Annotated in this window: 19 protein-coding genes; 11 read left to right on the top strand and 8 right to left on the bottom strand. The window is 67.2% G+C overall.

Annotated elements, in window-relative coordinates; translation table 11 throughout:
* Positions 1-65: 65 nt before the first annotated feature.
* The 7 genes from ACFWAY_RS20605 (at position 66) to ACFWAY_RS20575 (ending at position 7,474) form a co-directional block, all read left to right on the top strand.
* On the top strand, positions 66-1,268 hold the full coding sequence (locus ACFWAY_RS20605; RefSeq protein WP_378511894.1) for a cytochrome P450: 1,203 nt from the start codon (positions 66-68) through the stop codon (positions 1,266-1,268).
* Positions 1,261-2,691 (top strand): aldehyde dehydrogenase family protein, encoded by a 1,431-nt coding sequence (locus ACFWAY_RS20600; RefSeq protein ID WP_378511893.1) that lies wholly within the window; start codon positions 1,261-1,263, stop codon positions 2,689-2,691. Before ACFWAY_RS20605 ends, ACFWAY_RS20600 begins: the two co-directional genes overlap by 8 nt.
* Positions 2,688-3,494 (top strand): coniferyl-alcohol dehydrogenase, encoded by an 807-nt coding sequence (locus tag ACFWAY_RS20595; protein WP_378511892.1) that lies wholly within the window; start codon positions 2,688-2,690, stop codon positions 3,492-3,494. Before ACFWAY_RS20600 ends, ACFWAY_RS20595 begins: the two co-directional genes overlap by 4 nt.
* The gene (locus tag ACFWAY_RS20590; protein WP_378511891.1) at positions 3,491-4,987 is read left to right on the top strand and encodes a pyruvate, phosphate dikinase; all 1,497 of its coding nucleotides are present in this window, start codon (positions 3,491-3,493) and stop codon (positions 4,985-4,987) included. The genes ACFWAY_RS20595 and ACFWAY_RS20590 overlap by 4 nt, the downstream gene beginning before the upstream one ends.
* Positions 4,988-5,064: 77 nt before the next feature.
* Positions 5,065-5,775, top strand: a complete 711-nt coding sequence (locus ACFWAY_RS20585) for a TetR/AcrR family transcriptional regulator (protein WP_378511890.1) — start codon at positions 5,065-5,067, stop codon at positions 5,773-5,775.
* Positions 5,776-5,859: 84 nt separating this feature from the next.
* Positions 5,860-6,903 (top strand): 2Fe-2S iron-sulfur cluster-binding protein, encoded by a 1,044-nt coding sequence (locus ACFWAY_RS20580; RefSeq protein WP_378511889.1) that lies wholly within the window; start codon positions 5,860-5,862, stop codon positions 6,901-6,903.
* Between the two features lie 100 nt (positions 6,904-7,003).
* Positions 7,004-7,474 carry a nuclear transport factor 2 family protein gene (locus tag ACFWAY_RS20575; RefSeq protein ID WP_378511888.1) on the top strand — a complete coding sequence of 157 codons (471 nt, stop codon included), beginning with the start codon at positions 7,004-7,006 and terminating at the stop codon, positions 7,472-7,474.
* Between the two features lie 25 nt (positions 7,475-7,499).
* Here the strand turns inward: ACFWAY_RS20575 and ACFWAY_RS20570 are convergent, their stop codons facing one another.
* The 4 genes from ACFWAY_RS20570 to ACFWAY_RS20555 all read right to left on the bottom strand — a co-directional run bounded on the left by ACFWAY_RS20570 (position 7,500) and on the right by ACFWAY_RS20555 (position 9,795).
* The gene (locus tag ACFWAY_RS20570; protein WP_378511887.1) at positions 7,500-7,907 is read right to left on the bottom strand and encodes an arsenate reductase ArsC; all 408 of its coding nucleotides are present in this window, start codon (positions 7,905-7,907) and stop codon (positions 7,500-7,502) included.
* The gene (arsB, locus tag ACFWAY_RS20565) at positions 7,904-8,998 is read right to left on the bottom strand and encodes an ACR3 family arsenite efflux transporter (protein ID WP_378511886.1); all 1,095 of its coding nucleotides are present in this window, start codon (positions 8,996-8,998) and stop codon (positions 7,904-7,906) included. The genes ACFWAY_RS20570 and arsB overlap by 4 nt, the downstream gene beginning before the upstream one ends.
* Positions 8,995-9,384, bottom strand: coding sequence for an ArsR/SmtB family transcription factor (locus ACFWAY_RS20560; RefSeq protein ID WP_378511885.1), 390 nt, complete (start codon positions 9,382-9,384; stop codon positions 8,995-8,997). The genes arsB and ACFWAY_RS20560 overlap by 4 nt, the downstream gene beginning before the upstream one ends.
* Before the next feature lie 78 nt (positions 9,385-9,462).
* Positions 9,463-9,795 (bottom strand): hypothetical protein, encoded by a 333-nt coding sequence (locus ACFWAY_RS20555; protein ID WP_041811548.1) that lies wholly within the window; start codon positions 9,793-9,795, stop codon positions 9,463-9,465.
* A 324-nt stretch (positions 9,796-10,119) separates the two neighbouring features.
* Here ACFWAY_RS20555 and ACFWAY_RS20550 point away from each other — a divergent pair, with 324 nt between their 5' ends.
* Positions 10,120-11,397 carry an APC family permease gene (locus ACFWAY_RS20550; protein WP_378456974.1) on the top strand — a complete coding sequence of 426 codons (1,278 nt, stop codon included), beginning with the start codon at positions 10,120-10,122 and terminating at the stop codon, positions 11,395-11,397.
* Positions 11,398-11,519: 122 nt separating this feature from the next.
* On the top strand, positions 11,520-11,987 hold the full coding sequence (locus ACFWAY_RS20545) for a SixA phosphatase family protein (RefSeq protein WP_378456973.1): 468 nt from the start codon (positions 11,520-11,522) through the stop codon (positions 11,985-11,987).
* 9 nt (positions 11,988-11,996) lie between these two features.
* Here ACFWAY_RS20545 and ACFWAY_RS20540 read toward each other — a convergent pair whose 3' ends face one another.
* The gene (locus ACFWAY_RS20540; protein WP_378456972.1) at positions 11,997-13,463 is read right to left on the bottom strand and encodes a CYTH and CHAD domain-containing protein; all 1,467 of its coding nucleotides are present in this window, start codon (positions 13,461-13,463) and stop codon (positions 11,997-11,999) included.
* Between the two features lie 223 nt (positions 13,464-13,686).
* Here ACFWAY_RS20540 and ACFWAY_RS20535 point away from each other — a divergent pair, with 223 nt between their 5' ends.
* Both ACFWAY_RS20535 and ACFWAY_RS20530 read left to right on the top strand, forming a co-directional pair.
* On the top strand, positions 13,687-13,995 hold the full coding sequence (locus ACFWAY_RS20535) for a WhiB family transcriptional regulator (protein WP_378511884.1): 309 nt from the start codon (positions 13,687-13,689) through the stop codon (positions 13,993-13,995).
* Positions 13,996-14,009: 14 nt separating this feature from the next.
* On the top strand, positions 14,010-14,198 hold the full coding sequence (locus ACFWAY_RS20530; protein WP_378511883.1) for a hypothetical protein: 189 nt from the start codon (positions 14,010-14,012) through the stop codon (positions 14,196-14,198).
* A gap of 10 nt (positions 14,199-14,208) precedes the next feature.
* Here the strand turns inward: ACFWAY_RS20530 and ACFWAY_RS20525 are convergent, their stop codons facing one another.
* From ACFWAY_RS20525 to ACFWAY_RS20515, 3 genes are all read right to left on the bottom strand, one after another.
* Positions 14,209-14,790, bottom strand: a complete 582-nt coding sequence (locus ACFWAY_RS20525) for a hypothetical protein (protein WP_378511882.1) — start codon at positions 14,788-14,790, stop codon at positions 14,209-14,211.
* A gap of 113 nt (positions 14,791-14,903) precedes the next feature.
* On the bottom strand, positions 14,904-15,152 hold the full coding sequence (locus ACFWAY_RS20520) for a hypothetical protein (protein WP_378456967.1): 249 nt from the start codon (positions 15,150-15,152) through the stop codon (positions 14,904-14,906).
* A gap of 157 nt (positions 15,153-15,309) precedes the next feature.
* Complete coding sequence (locus ACFWAY_RS20515; protein WP_378456966.1) at positions 15,310-16,512, bottom strand: fatty acid desaturase family protein; 1,203 nt, start codon at positions 16,510-16,512, stop codon at positions 15,310-15,312.
* Positions 16,513-16,535: the final 23 nt, after the last annotated feature.

Genomic DNA, 16,535 nt, shown 5'->3' with positions numbered 1-16,535 from the left:
AGGCCGATCTGTGATTTAGTGAAACAGATGTCACAAACGAACGTGACCGTGACGGGAGACATCCAATGACAACCAGCAGTGATATCAACCTGATGGACCTGCGGGCCTTCGAATCCGGGTACGCCGACGACGTGTTTGCGCAACTGCGCGAACACGATCCGTTGCACTGGAATGCGGAGCCGAACGGACCGGGCTTCTGGTCGGTGACGCGGTACGCCGACGTCAAGGCCGTCGCCTCCGACCACGAGACCTTCACCGTCACCGAGGGAACGCAGATCGCGAGCCGCCGCGCCGAGGGTGAGGGTGCGCGCAGCATTCACCACGTCGACCCGCCCGAACACGGCCCGCTGCGCAAGATCGTCACCCCGCACGTGCGTCCGGCGAAGGTCAAGGCGCTGGTCCCGGACATCGAGGCGGTCATCGACGGACTGCTGAACAAGGCCGTCGGCGCCGGACCGATCGACATGGTCGCCGAAATCTCCGCGCAGCTTCCCCTGGTGATGATCGGCCGACTGCTCGGCGCCCCGCTCGAGGACTGCCCCAACCTGCTGCGATGGACCAATCAGATGGCGTCGGAAGACCCCGACTACTCCGAGGGGCCCGAGACCGCGGTCCGCGCCCGCGACGAGGTCTTCGCCTACTTCCGCGCCCTCGAAGAGGAGCGGCGCGCCTGCCCGGCCGACGACCTGGTCAGTGTGCTCACCGCGGCAGAACTCGACGGCGTCCCGCTCAGCCGCGGCTACCTCGACGCGTACTACCTGATCCTGATGGTCGCCGGCAACGAGACCACCCGGAATCTGCTCTCCGGCGGTGTCCTGGCATTGCACGAGAACCCGGAGTGGTGGGAGGAACTCCGTGAGAACCCCGGCAAGATCCGGACCGCCGTCGAGGAAATGGTGCGGTGGGTCTCGCCGGTGCTGTCGATGCGGCGCACCGCCACCCGGGATGTGGAGATGCACGGCAAGACGATCCGGGCCGGCGACAAGGTCGTCATGTGGTTCTGCTCGGCGAATCGGGACGAGCGTGTGTTCGACGAGCCGAACGTGTTTCGCGCCGATCGATTCCCGAACGAACACCTGGGTTTCGGCTGGGGTGAGCATGCCTGCCTCGGAGCGCATCTCGCGCGTCTCGAAGCGAAGCTGTTCTTCACCGCGCTCGTCGAACGCGGCATCGACATCAGTGTGGTCGATGCCCCGAAGCGCCTGCAGAGCAACTTCTTCCGCGGCATCAAGTCCCTTCCCGTGATGATGGAGCGGCGCCGTGGCTGATCTACTCGACAGGGCCGGCTGCCTGATCGACGGCGACTGGTTCGTACCGGCCGGGCCGGTGATCGAGGTGATCGACCCGTTCACCGAGACCGTGATGGGTGAGGTCGTCGACGCCGGATCCGAGGTCGTCGACGACGCCGTGCGGTCGGCCGCGGCCGCCCACCCGGCGTGGCGGCGCACCGACGTCACCGAGCGGGCGGAGTTGCTCGACCGTGCGGCGGATCTGCTCACCCGTGACGGGCCGGCGATCGCCGCGCTGGTCAGCCGGGAAATGGGAATGCCGATCTCGCTGGCCGAGGTCACCCAGGCGCACCTGCCCGCCGACGTGCTGCGGGCCACGGCCCGCACCGCCCGCGCCTTCCCGTGGTCGCAGGACATCGACGGCGCCACCCTGGTCCGTCGCGGCAGCGGGGTGGTCGGCGCGATCACGCCGTGGAACATGCCGGTCCACCAGATCGTCGCCAAGGTCTCGGCGGCTCTCGCCGCCGGATCGACGGTGGTGCTCAAGGCGTCGGAGATGACCCCGTACGACGCGAACGCTCTCGCTCGGCTCTTCCTCGAGGCGGGACTTCCGCCCGGGGTGTTCAACGTCGTGACCGGAACCGGCGCGGTCACCGGGGCCGCGCTGGCGGCGCACCCGGACCTCGCACACGTCTCCTTCACCGGCAGTGTGGCCGCCGGCCGCGCTGTCGCCGGGCTTGCAGCCGCCACACTGACCCGCTGCACCCTCGAACTCGGAGGCAAATCCCCGGCGGTGGTGTTACCCGACGCCGACCTGCAGGCCGCGCTCGCCGGAGCGGTGACGTCCGGGCTGGTGAACTCCGGCCAGGCCTGCAACGCCACCACCCGCCTGCTGATCCCGGAGCACCTGGCCGGCGACGCCGTCGACATCATCGAAGGCGCAGTCGCGCAGCAGATTCTGGGTGACCCGGCGGACCCCCGCACCCGGCAGGGTCCGCTCGTCTCGGCGCGCCAACGTGACCGCGTCCTCGATCACGTGGCCGACGCCGTGGCCGCCGGCGGGCACCTGCTGACCGGCACGGGCAAACCGTCCGAGGCCTGCCCGACCGGCTACTTCGTCGATCCCACCATCATCACCGGCCTGCCCGAGGACGCCCGCGCCATCCGTGAGGAGATCTTCGGCCCGGTCCTCGCCGTACAGATCTACACCGACGTCGACGACGCCGTCCGCATCGCCAACGACTGCGCGTACGGTCTGTCCGCCGAAGTGTGGTCCGGCGACGTCGAACGCGCCCGCGCCGTGGCCGGGCGACTCGACGTCGGGCAGGTGAAGATCAACGGGGTCCGGACCCGTAACCGGCCCACAGTCCCCTTCGGTGGCATCAAGGATTCCGGCTACGGCCGCGAACTCGGCCACCTCGGCATCGAGGAGTTCACCGACGTGACGGCGGTAATGGCATGACCGGAAACAGTGTCACCGGCAACGTCGTCGTCACCGGCGGCGCGTCGGGAATCGGCCTCGCACTTGCCGACCAGCTGAGTGCCTCCGGCGCAACGGTGTTCGCCCTCGACCGCCGCGACTGCCCGCTCGGTTCGGTGCACAGCATCGTGTGCGACCTCGCCGATCCCGCCTCGATCGGCGACGCCGTCGCCGCCCTGCCCGCCGACGTCGCCGGACTGGCCAACGTCGCGGGTGTGCCGGGCACGGCCGCGGCGCAGACCGTGCTGACGGTCAACCTCCTCGGAGCCCGCCTCCTCACCGAACAACTGCTCCCGCGAATGGCAGCGGGCGCGGCGATCGTCAACGTCGCCTCCGTTGCCGCCCAACGCAACACCCAACCACCGGACGCGATAGACGAACTCCTGCGGGTGCGGGACCGCACCGACCTCCAGAGTTGGCTGAGGGATCACCCCGTCAAAGGCCCGGACGCGTACGACACCTCCAAACGCGCACTGATCGACTGGACGCAACTGCTGTCCGCGAAGCTGACCACACACGGCATCCGGGCGCTGTCGGTGAGTCCGGGGCCGGTGGAGACACCGATCCTGGCCGACTTCGAGGCGAGCATGGGCACCGATGCGATGCAGCGTTCGCGCGATGCTGTGGGCAGGCACGGATACCCGCACGAGATCGCCGCGGTGGTCGCATTCGCGCTCTCCCCGGCCGCCTCCTGGCTCAACGGCATCGACATTCCCGTCGAAGGTGGGCTCTTCGCCACCCGAGCAGCCGCCAAATCCCCCGTTTTCGAAGGACTCTCGATATGACCTCCTCTGCAACGCTCCCAGGCGACGTGATCACCCTCGACGGCACCTTCCCCGGAACGCGGGACGAACTGGGCGGCAAGGCTTACAGCGTCAACAAGATGCGGGCGATGGGTCTGCCGGTCCCGCCGGCGTTCGCCCTGCCCACCCATGTCTGCTCGATCTATCACGACAGCGGGAGATCACTGCCTGACGAGATCTGGCAGGACGTGCTCACCCACCTGCGCCGCCTCGAATCCGAGACCGGCCGCCGGTTCGGCGCGGGTCCCTCCCCGCTGCTGGTGTCCGTCCGGTCCGGCGCCGCCCAGAGCATGCCGGGCATGATGGACACCGTCCTCAACCTCGGCCTGAACCCGGAGTTGTGCACCGTCCTGGCCGAGGAGACCGGCGACCCGCAATGGGCGAACGACACGTGGGAACGCTTCTGCCACAGCTACGCCGCCATCGTCGTCGGCACCCCCGGCGCCCAGCCCCCGACCGACCCGGTCGAACAGCTGCGGGCCGCGATCGGTGCCGTCTTCGACTCCTGGACCAATGAGCGCGTCAAGGCCTACCGCGCACGCCACAACCTCGGCGCCGGCGCGGGAACGGCAGTCACCGTGCAGGCCATGGTGTTCGGCAACCGCGACGAGCAGTCCGGTACCGGGGTGATGTTCAGCCGCAACCCCGCAACCGGCGACAACGTGCTCTACGGAGAGTGGCTGGCCAAGGCACAGGGCGAGGACGTCGTATCCGGGGAGAAGACCCCCGCGACGCTGGAGTCGGTCAGCGAGATCCTCCCCACCACCTACCCCGAGCTCGAGCGCATCGCGGCCATCCTCGAACGCGAACACCGCGACCTCGTCGACATCGAATTCACGGTCGAGAGCGGCCGGCTCTACATCCTGCAGTGCCGGGCCGGGAAACGCTCGCCCCGCGCCGCCGTGCGGGTGGCCGTCGACCTGGCCCGAGAAGGGGTCATTTCCCCCGCCGAGGCGTTGACCCGGGTGTCCACGGAACAGGCTGCGAGCCTGGCGAACACCAGCGGCGTGCGCGCCGGCCACACGGTGCTTGCCACCGGTACCGCTGCCGGCCCGGGCGTGGCCGTCGGTCAGGCCGTCAGCGACCTCGACGAAGCCCTCGACTTGGCGGCGGCCGGCACGCCGGTGGTGCTGGTGCGTCCGTCCACCGCACCCGACGACGTCCCTGCAATGTTCGAATCCGTCGCCGTGGTCACCGAACTCGGCGGCAGCACCTCGCACGCGGCGCTGGTGTGCCGGGAGATCGGGCTGCCGTGCGTGGTCGGCGCCGGAGCGGGCACGGTCGCGACGCTGACCGGGCTGACGGTGACCGTCGACGGCGCCACCGGTTCGGTGTACGAAGGGGACGCAATGCACTCGGACGACGAGGCGGACACGGACGAACATCTGTCGGAACTGCTGAGCTACCTGCCCGACGAGGTTCCGGTGGATCACCCGTTGGCGCCGTTGCGCGCGGAACGGCTCGAGCGGGCATAACGCGAGGTCAGCACGATGCGACAACCATGGTTAGTGATATCTTGTTCGCAAACGCGGGGGAAGGCGAGGAACTAGAGATGGCCACACAGAACCCGGCCACGCCGCGATCGCTCGACGACGTCTACACCGACGCCGGCCTGATCGATCCCGCCGCACCCGCACCCAAGCGGCCGAACCGGCGTGGGGAACTCACCCGCGAACGCATCGTGCAGGCCGCGATCGAATGCTTCAGCGAATACGGCTACACCCGCACCCGGGTCTCCGACATCACCCACCGGGCCAAGACCGCGCAGGGGAACTTCTACCGGCACTTCACCGACCTCGACGACGTGTTCCTCGCCGCCATGCACACGGGGTTGCAGGAACTGTCCGAGGCCACCAGCCGTAAAGCCACCACCAGCGGCGAACTCGAGGCGTTGATCGAGGTCAACATCACCTACCTGCACGCGTACTCCCGGCACCGGCACATCCTGCGGTTGCTTCGTGAAGCCGCCGCGGCCAGCGCCAACGAGGGATTTCAGCAACTGTGGCTGAAACTGCGTGAGGACTTCATCTCGCGCACCCGGCGCTGGCTGCAGAAACTGCACGACCGCGGGGAGATCGGCGAGACCGACCTCGACCTCCTCGCCGAATCGCTCGGATGCATGACTGAGCAGATGGCGTACGTCCACGTCGGCCTGCCCGCATCCACCCCGAAACGTGAACGCATCGACGAACTCGGCCGCGCCCTCGGCGAGGTCTGGTTCCGTGCACTCCCGCCCCCGGTCACCGCGCCGGAACATCGCTGACCGAACACCCTCATCCCGGACCCTGCGTGCATGCAGGCATCCGTCAGTTCCCATGCCCTGAGGTGCTGACACGAAGGAACCGCCATGACAACCCTCGCACCCGAATCCCTCGGATACACCGTCCGCGTGGCCGAGGTGATCGAAGAAACCCCCGACGCGTCGTCCCTCGTCCTCGACGTACCCGACAACCTCGCCGACCGGTTCGCCTACCGACCCGGACAATTCCTCACCATCCGCATCCCCAGCGATCGCACCGGTTCGGTGGCACGCTGCTACTCCATCGCGAGTTGCCCGCTCACCGACGATCGCATCAAGGTCACCGTCAAACGCACCGCCGACGGATACGGTTCGAACTGGTTGTGCGACAACGTCACCGCGGGTGACGACGTCCATGTCCTCCCGCCGTCGGGAACGTTCACACCCCACCGCCTCGACGGCCACTTCCGCCTGTTCGCCGCCGGCAGCGGGATCACACCGGTGATGTCCATCCTGAAGGCGGTGCTCGAATCCTCCACCGGCACAGTTGCGTTATATTACGCCAACCGGGATCACGGATCGATCATCTTCGGTAGCGAACTCCTCGGCCTCACCGAGCGGTACCCGGATCGGCTGACCGTCGAGCACCGGCTCGAAAGCGAGTCGGGGCTACCGACTCCGGAGAGTCTCGCGACTTTCGCGGGCGGCGGTCAGGACAGCGACGTATTCGTCTGCGGCCCCGCACCGTTCATGGCGATGGTCAAGGACACCCTCACCGGCATCGGATACGACCGGCACAGGGTGCACATCGAGGAATTCAAGTCCCTCGACGGCGACCCGTTCGCCCCGATCCGGACTCTCACGCCCGCCGACGACGCAGACTCCGCCACCGTCGAAGTGGCTCTCGACGGTGACACCCACGTGCTGTCGTGGCCCGCCGACGCCACACTGATCGACGTCATGGTCAATGCCGGCATCGATGCTCCCTACTCGTGCCGCGAAGGCGAATGCGGCGCCTGCGCCTGCACCCTCGTGGAGGGAACCGTGAACCCCGGCGTCACCGACGCCCTCGACCCCGACGACGTCGCCGACGGCTACATCCTCGGCTGCCAGGCGAAGCCGACCAGTCGAGTGTTGAAGATCGAGTTCTGAGGCGACGGCTCCGTAGTTCTCGGCCGCGGGCGGGTCGGCTTGTGTCACTGTTGTGTGAGACCGAAACCCGCGGCCACCTGGAGACGGTATGAACGTCGGCGTGACACGAAAAGCGATCGGCGTCGGCGTCGCGGTGCTGGTGTTTGGTCCACTGACCGGATGCGGCGGCGACACGACTGAGATGGCGTCGGTATCGATGTCGGCGACTGCATCGGTCAGCGCGATCGAGGAGCAGGACGCGGTTCTCGCTCAGGAGGCAAGGTGGCTGACGGCCATCACTGCCGGTGACCGCGACACGATCGAATCGATCCTGAGTCCCGATTTCAAGCACATCACCAGTGAGGGCACACTGCTCGGTCGTGACGAGGAGATCGCGAGCATCGTACCCGTGGCGTTCACGATGAATGCCAGCGAGCAAACCGTCGACATCGTCGGCGACACCGCCGTGATCCACGGCGTCAACACCCTCACCGAGTCGGGCAATGTGCTGGCGCGAGAACGCTTCACCGATGTGTTCATCCAGCAGAACGGCACGTGGATGGCACTGTCGGCGCAGGAGACCGCGATCTGACCGTCAGCTCGCGCCGGTTCGCGGCTCAGGCGGTGGCGGGGACCAGCTCGGCGATCAGGGCTTCGACTCGCGCCTTGATGTCGTCGCGGATCGGACGAACCGCGTCGACGCCCTTGCCTGCCGGATCGTCGAGCGCCCAGTCCCGGTAGCTGACCCCGGGGAAGACGGGGCAGGCGTCGCCGCAGCCCATGGTGATGACCACGTCGGAGGTTTCGACGGCCCCGGGGGTGAGGACCTTCGGGGCTTGGTCGGAGATGTCGATCCCGATCTCGGCCATGGCCTCGACTGCGGCGGCGTTGATGGTCTCGGCCGGGGCGGACCCGGCGGAGCGGACCTCGATCCGATCACCGGCGAGGTGGGCGAGGAATCCGGCGGCCATCTGGGAGCGGCCGGCGTTGTGAAGACAGACGAACAACACGCTGGGCGTGGTCATGAGAGTGAGCCTTTCGTGGCGGACGGGGGCTTCGCGCGGAACCGGGAGCGTAGTGCCAGGGACACGTAGACCAGGCCGACGAGGACGGGAACCTCGATCAGCGGTCCGACGACTCCGGCCAGGGCCTGCCCGGACGCGGCGCCGTAGGTGGCGATGGCGACGGCGATGGCGAGTTCGAAGTTGTTGCCCGCGGCGGTGAACGCCAGGGTGGTGGTGCGTTCGTAGCCCAGACCCATGACGGCGCCGAGCGCGTAGCCGCCGCCCCACATGATCGCGAAGTACGCCAGCAGCGGGACCGCGATCCGGACGACGTCCCACGGCTGGGACGTGATCCGGTCACCCTGCAGCGCGAAGAGGATCACGATCGTGAACAGCAGTCCGTAGAGCGCCCAGGGCCCGATCTTCGGGATGAACTTGGTTTCGTACCAGGTGCGGCCCTTGGCCTTTTCGCCGAAACGACGAGTCAGATAGCCGGCGAGCAGGGGGATGCCCAGGAAGATGAGCACCGACTTCGCGATCTGCCATGGCGAGGTGTCGATGGTGGTCTGCTCGAGGCCGAGCCAGCCGGGCAGCACGGACAGGTAGAACCAGCCGAGCACGGCGAACATGATCACCTGGAACACCGAGTTGATCGCGACCAGCACGGCGGCGGCCTCCCGGTCGCCGCACGCGAGGTCGTTCCAGATGATGACCATGGCGATGCAGCGGGCCAGACCGACGATGATCAGGCCGGTGCGGTATTCCGGCAGATCCGGGAGGAGCAACCAGGCGAGGGCGAACATCAATGCCGGACCGAGCACCCAGTTCAGTACTAGCGAGCCGACGAGGAGTCTGCGGTCGCCGGTGACGGTGTCGAGTCGGTCGTAGCGGACCTTCGCGAGCACCGGGTACATCATGATCAGCAGGCCGAGGGCGATCGGCAACGAGATGCCGTCGATCTCGACGGCGCTCAGGGCGTCCCCGAGCCCGGGAATCATGCGGCCGAGCAGCAGTCCGGCGACCATGGCGACGCCGATCCACACCGGCAGGAACCGGTCCAGGGTGGAGAGTTTGCCGACGACGGCGTGATGTTCGGTGGCGACCTCGCTCATGCTGGCACCTCCGTGGAGGTGCAGGTCTCGGACGGGACGACCGGCCCGCCCTCGGTCAGCAACACCGCGGACAACTGCTGCAGCGCCGAGGGGATCACCCAGTAGTACACCCAGGTGCCGCGACGCTCGCAGTCCAGCAGGCCGGCGGCGCGGAGCACCTTGAGGTGGTGCGAGATCGTCGGCTGCGACAGGTCGAACGACGCGGAGATGTCGCAGACGCAGGCTTCGCCGCCGGCGTGGCTGGCGATCAGGCTCAGCAAGCGCAGGCGCACGGGATCGCCGAGGGCCTTGAACATCCGGGCCAAATCCCCGGCCCAGTCCTCGGTCAGTGGTTCACGCGCGAGCGGCGAGCAACACACACCGTCCGGCAACTCCTGATTCGACATCCGTCGATATTGACAGATGTCGAATCAAGGTGCAACGCACCGGACGGCCAGGGCGCGGATCAGGCCGAGCGCCGCGTACTACTCGGCGCGTCCGGACGGGAAGTGCACCGACCCGTCATTCCCGATGCAACCACCCTGGACGGGGCCGCTGCCGAAGAAGACGCCGTTGAGTTGCCCGCTTTGTCCGGGAGCGTTCGATCCGACTCCGGCACCGCCGACGCCGATCGCCCCGCACTGGTAACTGTTGTTGTCGGCAGGGGTGTTGGGGTCGGCGTGGACGTGGAGCTGCGAGCCGGGTGTGTTCGGGTCCCCATGAAATGCCGGTGCCGCCGCCACGACGCCCGAACCGAGCGCAAAAGAGGCGGCGATCGCAGCCGATGTAATCGCCGTGCGCAATGCGAACGTGTTCATCTGATGTCACCTTTGATTCGATTGTCGCCCGGCTTCGCACCGGTCGATGATTCTCGGGTTACACATGATTTCGGTGTATCCGTTTTCCCGATGAAACAATTATGGTCCGAGCGGTTGGCGGAAATCACCCCTTCGAGTGGTTATCGGTGTTTTCAAGTGCGACGCCTGCGCCCACCTCGCCACGGCGGCAGCGCCCCTGGTCGTGACCGCGATCCTGTCGCCGCGCCGAAACTGCCTGACCCCGAACGGTTCACGTGTGAGTTCCGGACGACCGCTAGCGTTGGAGTGCCCGACATTTGCACGTTCGAAGGGAAACTGCCACGCATGGCCGGTGACGAGATTTCGGAAGGCAACGACGCGCACCCGACCGCGACGCCACAGTTGCGCCGGCGGCTGGGGGTGTTCGACTCGGTGATGATCGGCCTCGGGTCGATGATCGGGGCGGGAATCTTCGCCGCGCTGGGGCCTGCCGCGTCCGCCGCCGGCGGCGCCCTGCTCGTCGGGTTGGCCGTGGCCGCGGTGATCGCGTACTGCAATGCCCACTCCTCGGCCCGGCTCGCCGCGCTGTACCCGCAATCCGGTGGCACCTATGTCTACGGCCGCGAACGCCTCGGACCGTTCTTCGGATATCTGGCCGGCTGGGGATTCGTTTTCGGCAAGACCGCCTCGTGTGCCGCGATGGCCCTGACCGTCGGCGCCTACGCCTGGCCCGGCCGCGAACATCTCGTCGCGGTCGTCGCCGTCGCCGCCATCACGGCCGTGAACTACCTGGGTGTACAGAAGTCCGCGCTGGTCACCCGGGTCATCGTGTTCGCGGTGCTCGCCGTCCTCGCTGTGGTCGTCGTCGTGTGCCTGACCGGTTCCGACACCGACTTCGACGGCCTCGCGATCACCTCCGGCCACGGCATGACCGGAGTTCTGCAGGCCGCCGGCCTGCTGTTCTTCGCGTTCGCCGGGTACGCCCGAATCGCCACGCTCGGCGAGGAGGTGAAGGACCCGGCCCGGACCATCTCCCGGGCGATCCCTATCGCGCTGGCAATCACACTCGTCGTGTACCTGTGCGTCGCGATCGCCGTCCTGGAGGCTCTCGGCGCCGACGCACTCGCTGCCGCGACGGATCCACTCGCGCAGGCCGTCGCCGCTGTGGGGTTCGGGGGCCTCGAGCCGGTGGTCCGGGTGGCTGCGGTGATCGCGGCGCTCGGCTCGCTGCTCGCCCTGATCCTCGGGGTGTCACGGACCACGTTCGCGATGGCGCGGGACGGCCACCTGCCACGTCAACTCGACGCCGTCCACCCGCGGTTCGCGGTGCCCTATCGGGCCGAGTTGGCCGTCGGTGTGGTGGTGGCGCTCCTCGCCGCGACAGCGGATCTGCGCGGCGTCATCGGGTTCTCCTCGTTCGCGGTGCTGGTCTACTACCTGATCGCCAACGCATCGGCCTGGACGTTGTCCGCGAAACCGTGGTCGCGGCTGGTGGCCGTCGTCGGCGCCGTCGGATGCCTCGTTCTCGCTGCGTTCCTCCCTCTTGCCTCGGTGATCGCGGGTGTGATCGTCCTCGGTATCGGGGCCATGATCTACGGGATCCGCAGCTCCCGGCGGACGTGACGCTCGCGTACGCACTGCGACCCCGCACAGCATTTCGACTATCTTGCGACGGCAATTCACCACGCGCAGTCGTCTCGCGTGGGAGTCTTCAACGACTATCCCTGCGCCGGGAGAAGGTGAGAATGTTCGTCCTGGTCCGGCACTCCCATGCAGGCGACAAGAAGCAGTGGCACGGCCCTGACACCGAGCGACCGCTGAGCCCGCTCGGGCACGAGCAGGCCCACGGCCTCGTCGCGGCGCTGAGCGGCATCGAGATCGCGACACTGTTCTCGAGTCCCACCACCCGTTGTCGCCAGACCCTGCTGCCGCTCGCCGAGGCGGGTGGTCTGCGTATCGACGATCACCCACTGCTGGCACCGGATGCACCGCCCGACGAACTGTTCGCCGTACTACACGGACTCGACGCCGACAGGGCAGTCTTCTGCACCCACGGGGAGATCCTCAACGCGCTGGCCGAGTTCGCGCGGTCGCGCGGCGTGCCGGACATCCCTCCCTCGGGGGCGACCGCGAAAGGGGGCGCGTGGTTCGTCGATTGCGGCGCCGGTCCGCCCCCGACGCTGCGGTACCTCGCGCCGATTCCGGCCGGCTGACCCCGACTGCTAGGCCGACGCGAGCCGGGCGGCGTCCGCCCGGGCCTGCCGCGCCTTCTGCAGTTCCAGGCCGTACAGCAGGCCGAAGGTGAAACCGTTCTCGCCGGGTGTCGTGCCGGCGCGGGCACCGAGAGTCCGGAGCGTCTCCGCGGCGACGACGCTGTCCTGGTGCTCACCGAGTACTTTCTGCATCTTCTTGAACCGAGCTGCCTTCTTCTTTGCCGACTTCCTCCCGAGAATCGGTGCGGCGAGTTCGGCGGCGTACCGGGCTCGTTTGGCGGCCTTCCGCGCGCGGTGCAGGGCGGCGTCGTCGTTGCCGGCAGTCGCGGTGGCGACGCGCGTGAGCGCCTTGCGTTCGGCTTTTCGCACATTCTTTTCGATCACGCGGGGATCGTCGACGGCCTCGGCGGTCAGCGGTGGAGTGGTGCGCCACTGCGCCAGGGCGGCCAGCAACGCACGGTAGCGGTCACCGTCGAGCGCAACCATCACCTCTTTTCTCTGACGGAGTTGCTCGGCGAGCAGATCGTTCTCGATGCGCGCGGCAACCGGGCCCATCACGAGTTCCGTAGACAGGGCGGCGAGAGCATCCGCGAAGCGTGCGCGTTGCACCTGCCGATCCCGCACCTCCCCGAGCAAACCGGCGTACCAGGACAGTTCCGCGTCGAGTTCTGCCCGCGCTGCCGGTTCGAACAGACGCCTGAATACCCGCAGCGTGCTGCGGAAACGCCGGATTCCCACACGGGTGGGATGGACGGGGTCCAGCCCACGACGCAACCACACGTCGCCGGCCACGATCGCCTGAACCTGGGCATCCAGATAGTCGACGAGCACCGCTTCCACCGTCGTTCGGGGCGTGCCGCCGCCGTCGACCGCGAGGTGCGCGACGGTGAGCACACGGCTGAGCTTCGACGGATACGGGGACGGCTGCGCACCGCGGCGGGTGAGGCGTTTACCGATCTTCCCGAGCAGTTTCTCGTCCCCGGCGTCGCCGAGTTCGACCTCCACCTCCCGCCACTCACTCAGGACGGCGCGATCACCGGCGACGGCACCGCGCACCTGGTCGTCGGCCACTTCCGCCAGCAGTCGGTCCTCCCGGTCGAGGAGTCGCTGCGTGCGTCTCACAGTTTTCAGCGTCGCCACCGGGTGCACGGGTTTGCCCAGTGCGACACCCGCAATCATGGTCGCCAACTCGTCGGGAACCCCGTCACTCTCACCCGAAGGCATACGAATCTCGGTGCGGGCTTTGTCGGCGGGGACCTTCAACTGCCATCCGACATCGGCATCCCCGGTCCGGCGGCGGAACGTGATCTTCTGACGGAGCAGATCGCGGTCATCCGTGTCGTAGTAGACGCTCTTCAGATTCACCGTGCCCTGCTCGATCCGTCCACCGGCAGGCAACACGTCCTCGAGATCCGGCAGGACGAACTCGAGCCCCACCTCGTACTTGTCTTCCCGCTCCCGCTGCGTCGACACCATGGATCCAGTCTGCACCCACGCGGGCCGACCCGATCTTCGCCGCGCGATCGGCACGAAGTGCAGTTAATCTGTCAGCGGTGCAATTGTCGATCGCACCTCGCCACCGGAGCCGATGCGTTGCGAAAATCTATCCGCAACTGAATCTTTCACACGATCCATCGGGTCGTGCCCGCATTCCCAGTGCCTTGACTGTGCTCGGTGTTCGAGAGGGGAATGATTCGATATGAGCAAACCGAACAGGCGTCACGACCTCGCACACCCCGCAGCGGACCTCGGCTGGATAACGCGGGCTCAGTGTCGAGAAGGAGACCCGGATCAGCTCTTCGTCACAGGCGCCGCGCAACGCAAAGCCGCCGCCCTGTGCCGGCACTGTCCGGTGCTGATGGAATGCGGTGCGTACGCGCTCGACAATCGAGTCGAATTCGGCATCTGGGGTGGGATGACGGAACGGCAGCGCCGCGCACTGCTCGCGGCGAATCCCGGGGTCCGCTGGTTCGAGCGCTTCACGAACCCTCCACCTCCGGTCGGGTGAGGAATGATCGAACCGTGACTGGACAGCCCGTGACGTACGTGATCGACGGCGCGCGCATCCACACGCTCGATAGTGCCACCCGACGAACCGGGCGAGGGGTGCGCGCCGAACTCGAGCGCGCTCTGAGGGAGGACGGGCCCACGGCCTTCGACTGGGTTGTCGACATCTTCGAGTTCCGGGATGTGCGGCTCGATCTCCGGTAGGAGGTAGTTCTCACTCGGTCCGGTAGAGAACCACCCGGAAGTATCGGGAATCGCGGCGGAAGGTTGGTGCGGTGGCGCCGTACCGCTCGACGAACTCGTGCTGTTCGATGAACCGAAGGTCACCGGACGTGCCGGGCACCGAGAACTGCCGATTCGGCATGCGCCACGTACCTGTGTCGGGTACGTCCCACATCTGCACGGTGCCAGGCAGCAGTTTCCAGCCGTGGTCGGTGTGCAGTTCGAGGTTCGCGACGACCTCGATCGACGCGACCACTCCGCTCGCGGACAGTACGGGCTGAGGTGAAAATGCCGGATACCTGTCGGCACAGAAAGCTCCGCGGTCGACCCAGTTCGGCCGCACCTCGACCTCCTCGGCCAGTGATTGGAGCCCGGCGGGAAGCTGCTGCTCGTCGAGCCAGGAGAGAGAGGTGGTCACGGTGTCGCCTGGGTGCCAGACAGAGTCTGCGGAGACGGGTTCGTCGTCGACGAAGACCGTGAGCGTCTGCGGTGAGCGATGTTCAGGCGTGCGTCGTTGCCGTTCGACGGGCATCGTCAGACCCCGCGCAGTAGGCGGGCCGATGGGCGAAGCCATCGGGTGCGGGGTTACCTTGCAGCAGACGATACGCGCCCTGCCGCATCGGTTCGAACGCCGCTGCCGCACTGAACGCGGCAGCGGCGTCGGCGAGCACCGCCCGATCGCTAGAATCAGTACGGTAGCGACGAGCAGCTGGGGCGGTCGACGATGGCCTGACCCTCGCAGAACATGGCCTTCTCGTCGTCGTCGAAACGGTCACGCCGATCCCGGTCACGGGCGTCGCGGTCCGACTGCGAGGTCACTGCGACATCAGACCCCGACGAGGCGGGCATGGCGCTCGCGATTCCGGCTGCGCCGGTGACAGAGAATGCGACTGCGACGAACATCAGGCCGGCGCGAAGGGCGGTGTGGCGAAACATGCGAAGTCCTTGGTGGTGTGTGGTCGAGTATTCCTTGGCCACACCAACATTGCCTCCCCGGAAAGCAGGTCGACAGATACCCTAGGGTGCGCGTTGCCCACCCCTGTGCGCTGACGCGCCCGTGAGTACTTGTTAACCGCGGGCGGTTAATAAGTACTCACAGGCGGCGAAGCCGCAGGGCAGTGCGGAGTCCCGCACGCCGTCCGGTGCCTCCGTCGACGGGCATAGTGAGCGCTGTGCGGAATTTCAGTTCGGACGCGGTCTCGGGAGCATCGTCGGCCGTCGCGGACAGAAACCGGTCCGGGAGCGCCAACTTGTGGATGGTGCGCAGGGTCAAAAAGTATTGCTTGGCAAGCGAGCCGGTGGTGTAGGGCAGATCGTACTTATCGCACAGTCCGCGAACCCGCGTCGCGATTTCCGGGTAGCGGTTGCTGGGGAGGTCGGGGAACAGGTGGTGCTCGATCTGGTAGCACAGGTTGCCGCTCAGGAATGCCAGCACGGCGCCGGCCCGGAAGTTGGCGGTGCCGAGCATCTGGCGTAGATACCATTCCGCCCGGGTCTCGTTGTCGAGTTCGGCGGGGGTGAACTTCTCTGCGCCGTCCGGGAAGTGTCCACAGAAGATCACGACGTAGGCCCACAGGTTTCGCAGAAGGTTGGCGGCGAGGTTCGCCTTCAGCGTCCGCCGCCACCGCCGGCCACTGAGGGCAGGAAAGAGTATGTAATCCTTGCCGGTCTGCCGAACGATCTTGCCGATCAGTGCTCGGGTGTGGCCGGACTTCTCGGCGGCGGTGCCGGCGCGCTCCTGTTCGGAATACAGCCCGTGCAGGGCGATACCCCATTCGAACGTGGCCGCCAACAACAGGTTCCGCAGCGGTTGCAGAAGGTTGTCCGGTTTCCACGGCTGGTCGCGGGTGATGCGGATGACGCCGAATCCGAGGTCGTCGTCCATCCCGATCACGTTGCTGAACACGTGGTGGCGATAGTTGTGGGAGTACTGCCACTGGGACGACAGGCCCGCCATGTCCCACTCCCAGGTGCTGGAGTGGATTTCCGGGTCGTTCATCCAGTCCCACTGGCCGTGGGACACGTTGTGCCCGATCTCCATGTTCTCCACGCTCTTGGCCACGGCGAGAGCGGTGGTCCCGAGTGCCCATCCGACGCGCGTCCGGCTTGCGTGGATCACCAGCCGCGCAGCGGCATCCAGCCCGCGCTGGAAGGCGATCGTGCGGCGGATGTAGGTGGCATCGCGCTCACCGAGTGAATCGGTGATGTCCCGCCTGATCGCGTCGAGTTCGGTGCTGAGCGCCTCGACGTCCTCCACTGTGAGGTGCGCGTATTCCTTGATGTCGGATATCGCCATGCTCGACTCCAGATTCCGGATCC

The organism is Rhodococcus sp. NPDC059968 (assembly GCF_042738615.1).
Lineage (GTDB): Bacteria > Actinomycetota > Actinomycetes > Mycobacteriales > Mycobacteriaceae > Rhodococcus_F.
Note: the sequence above shows the minus strand (reverse complement) of the source record. Positions and strands in the feature narration are given on the sequence as shown.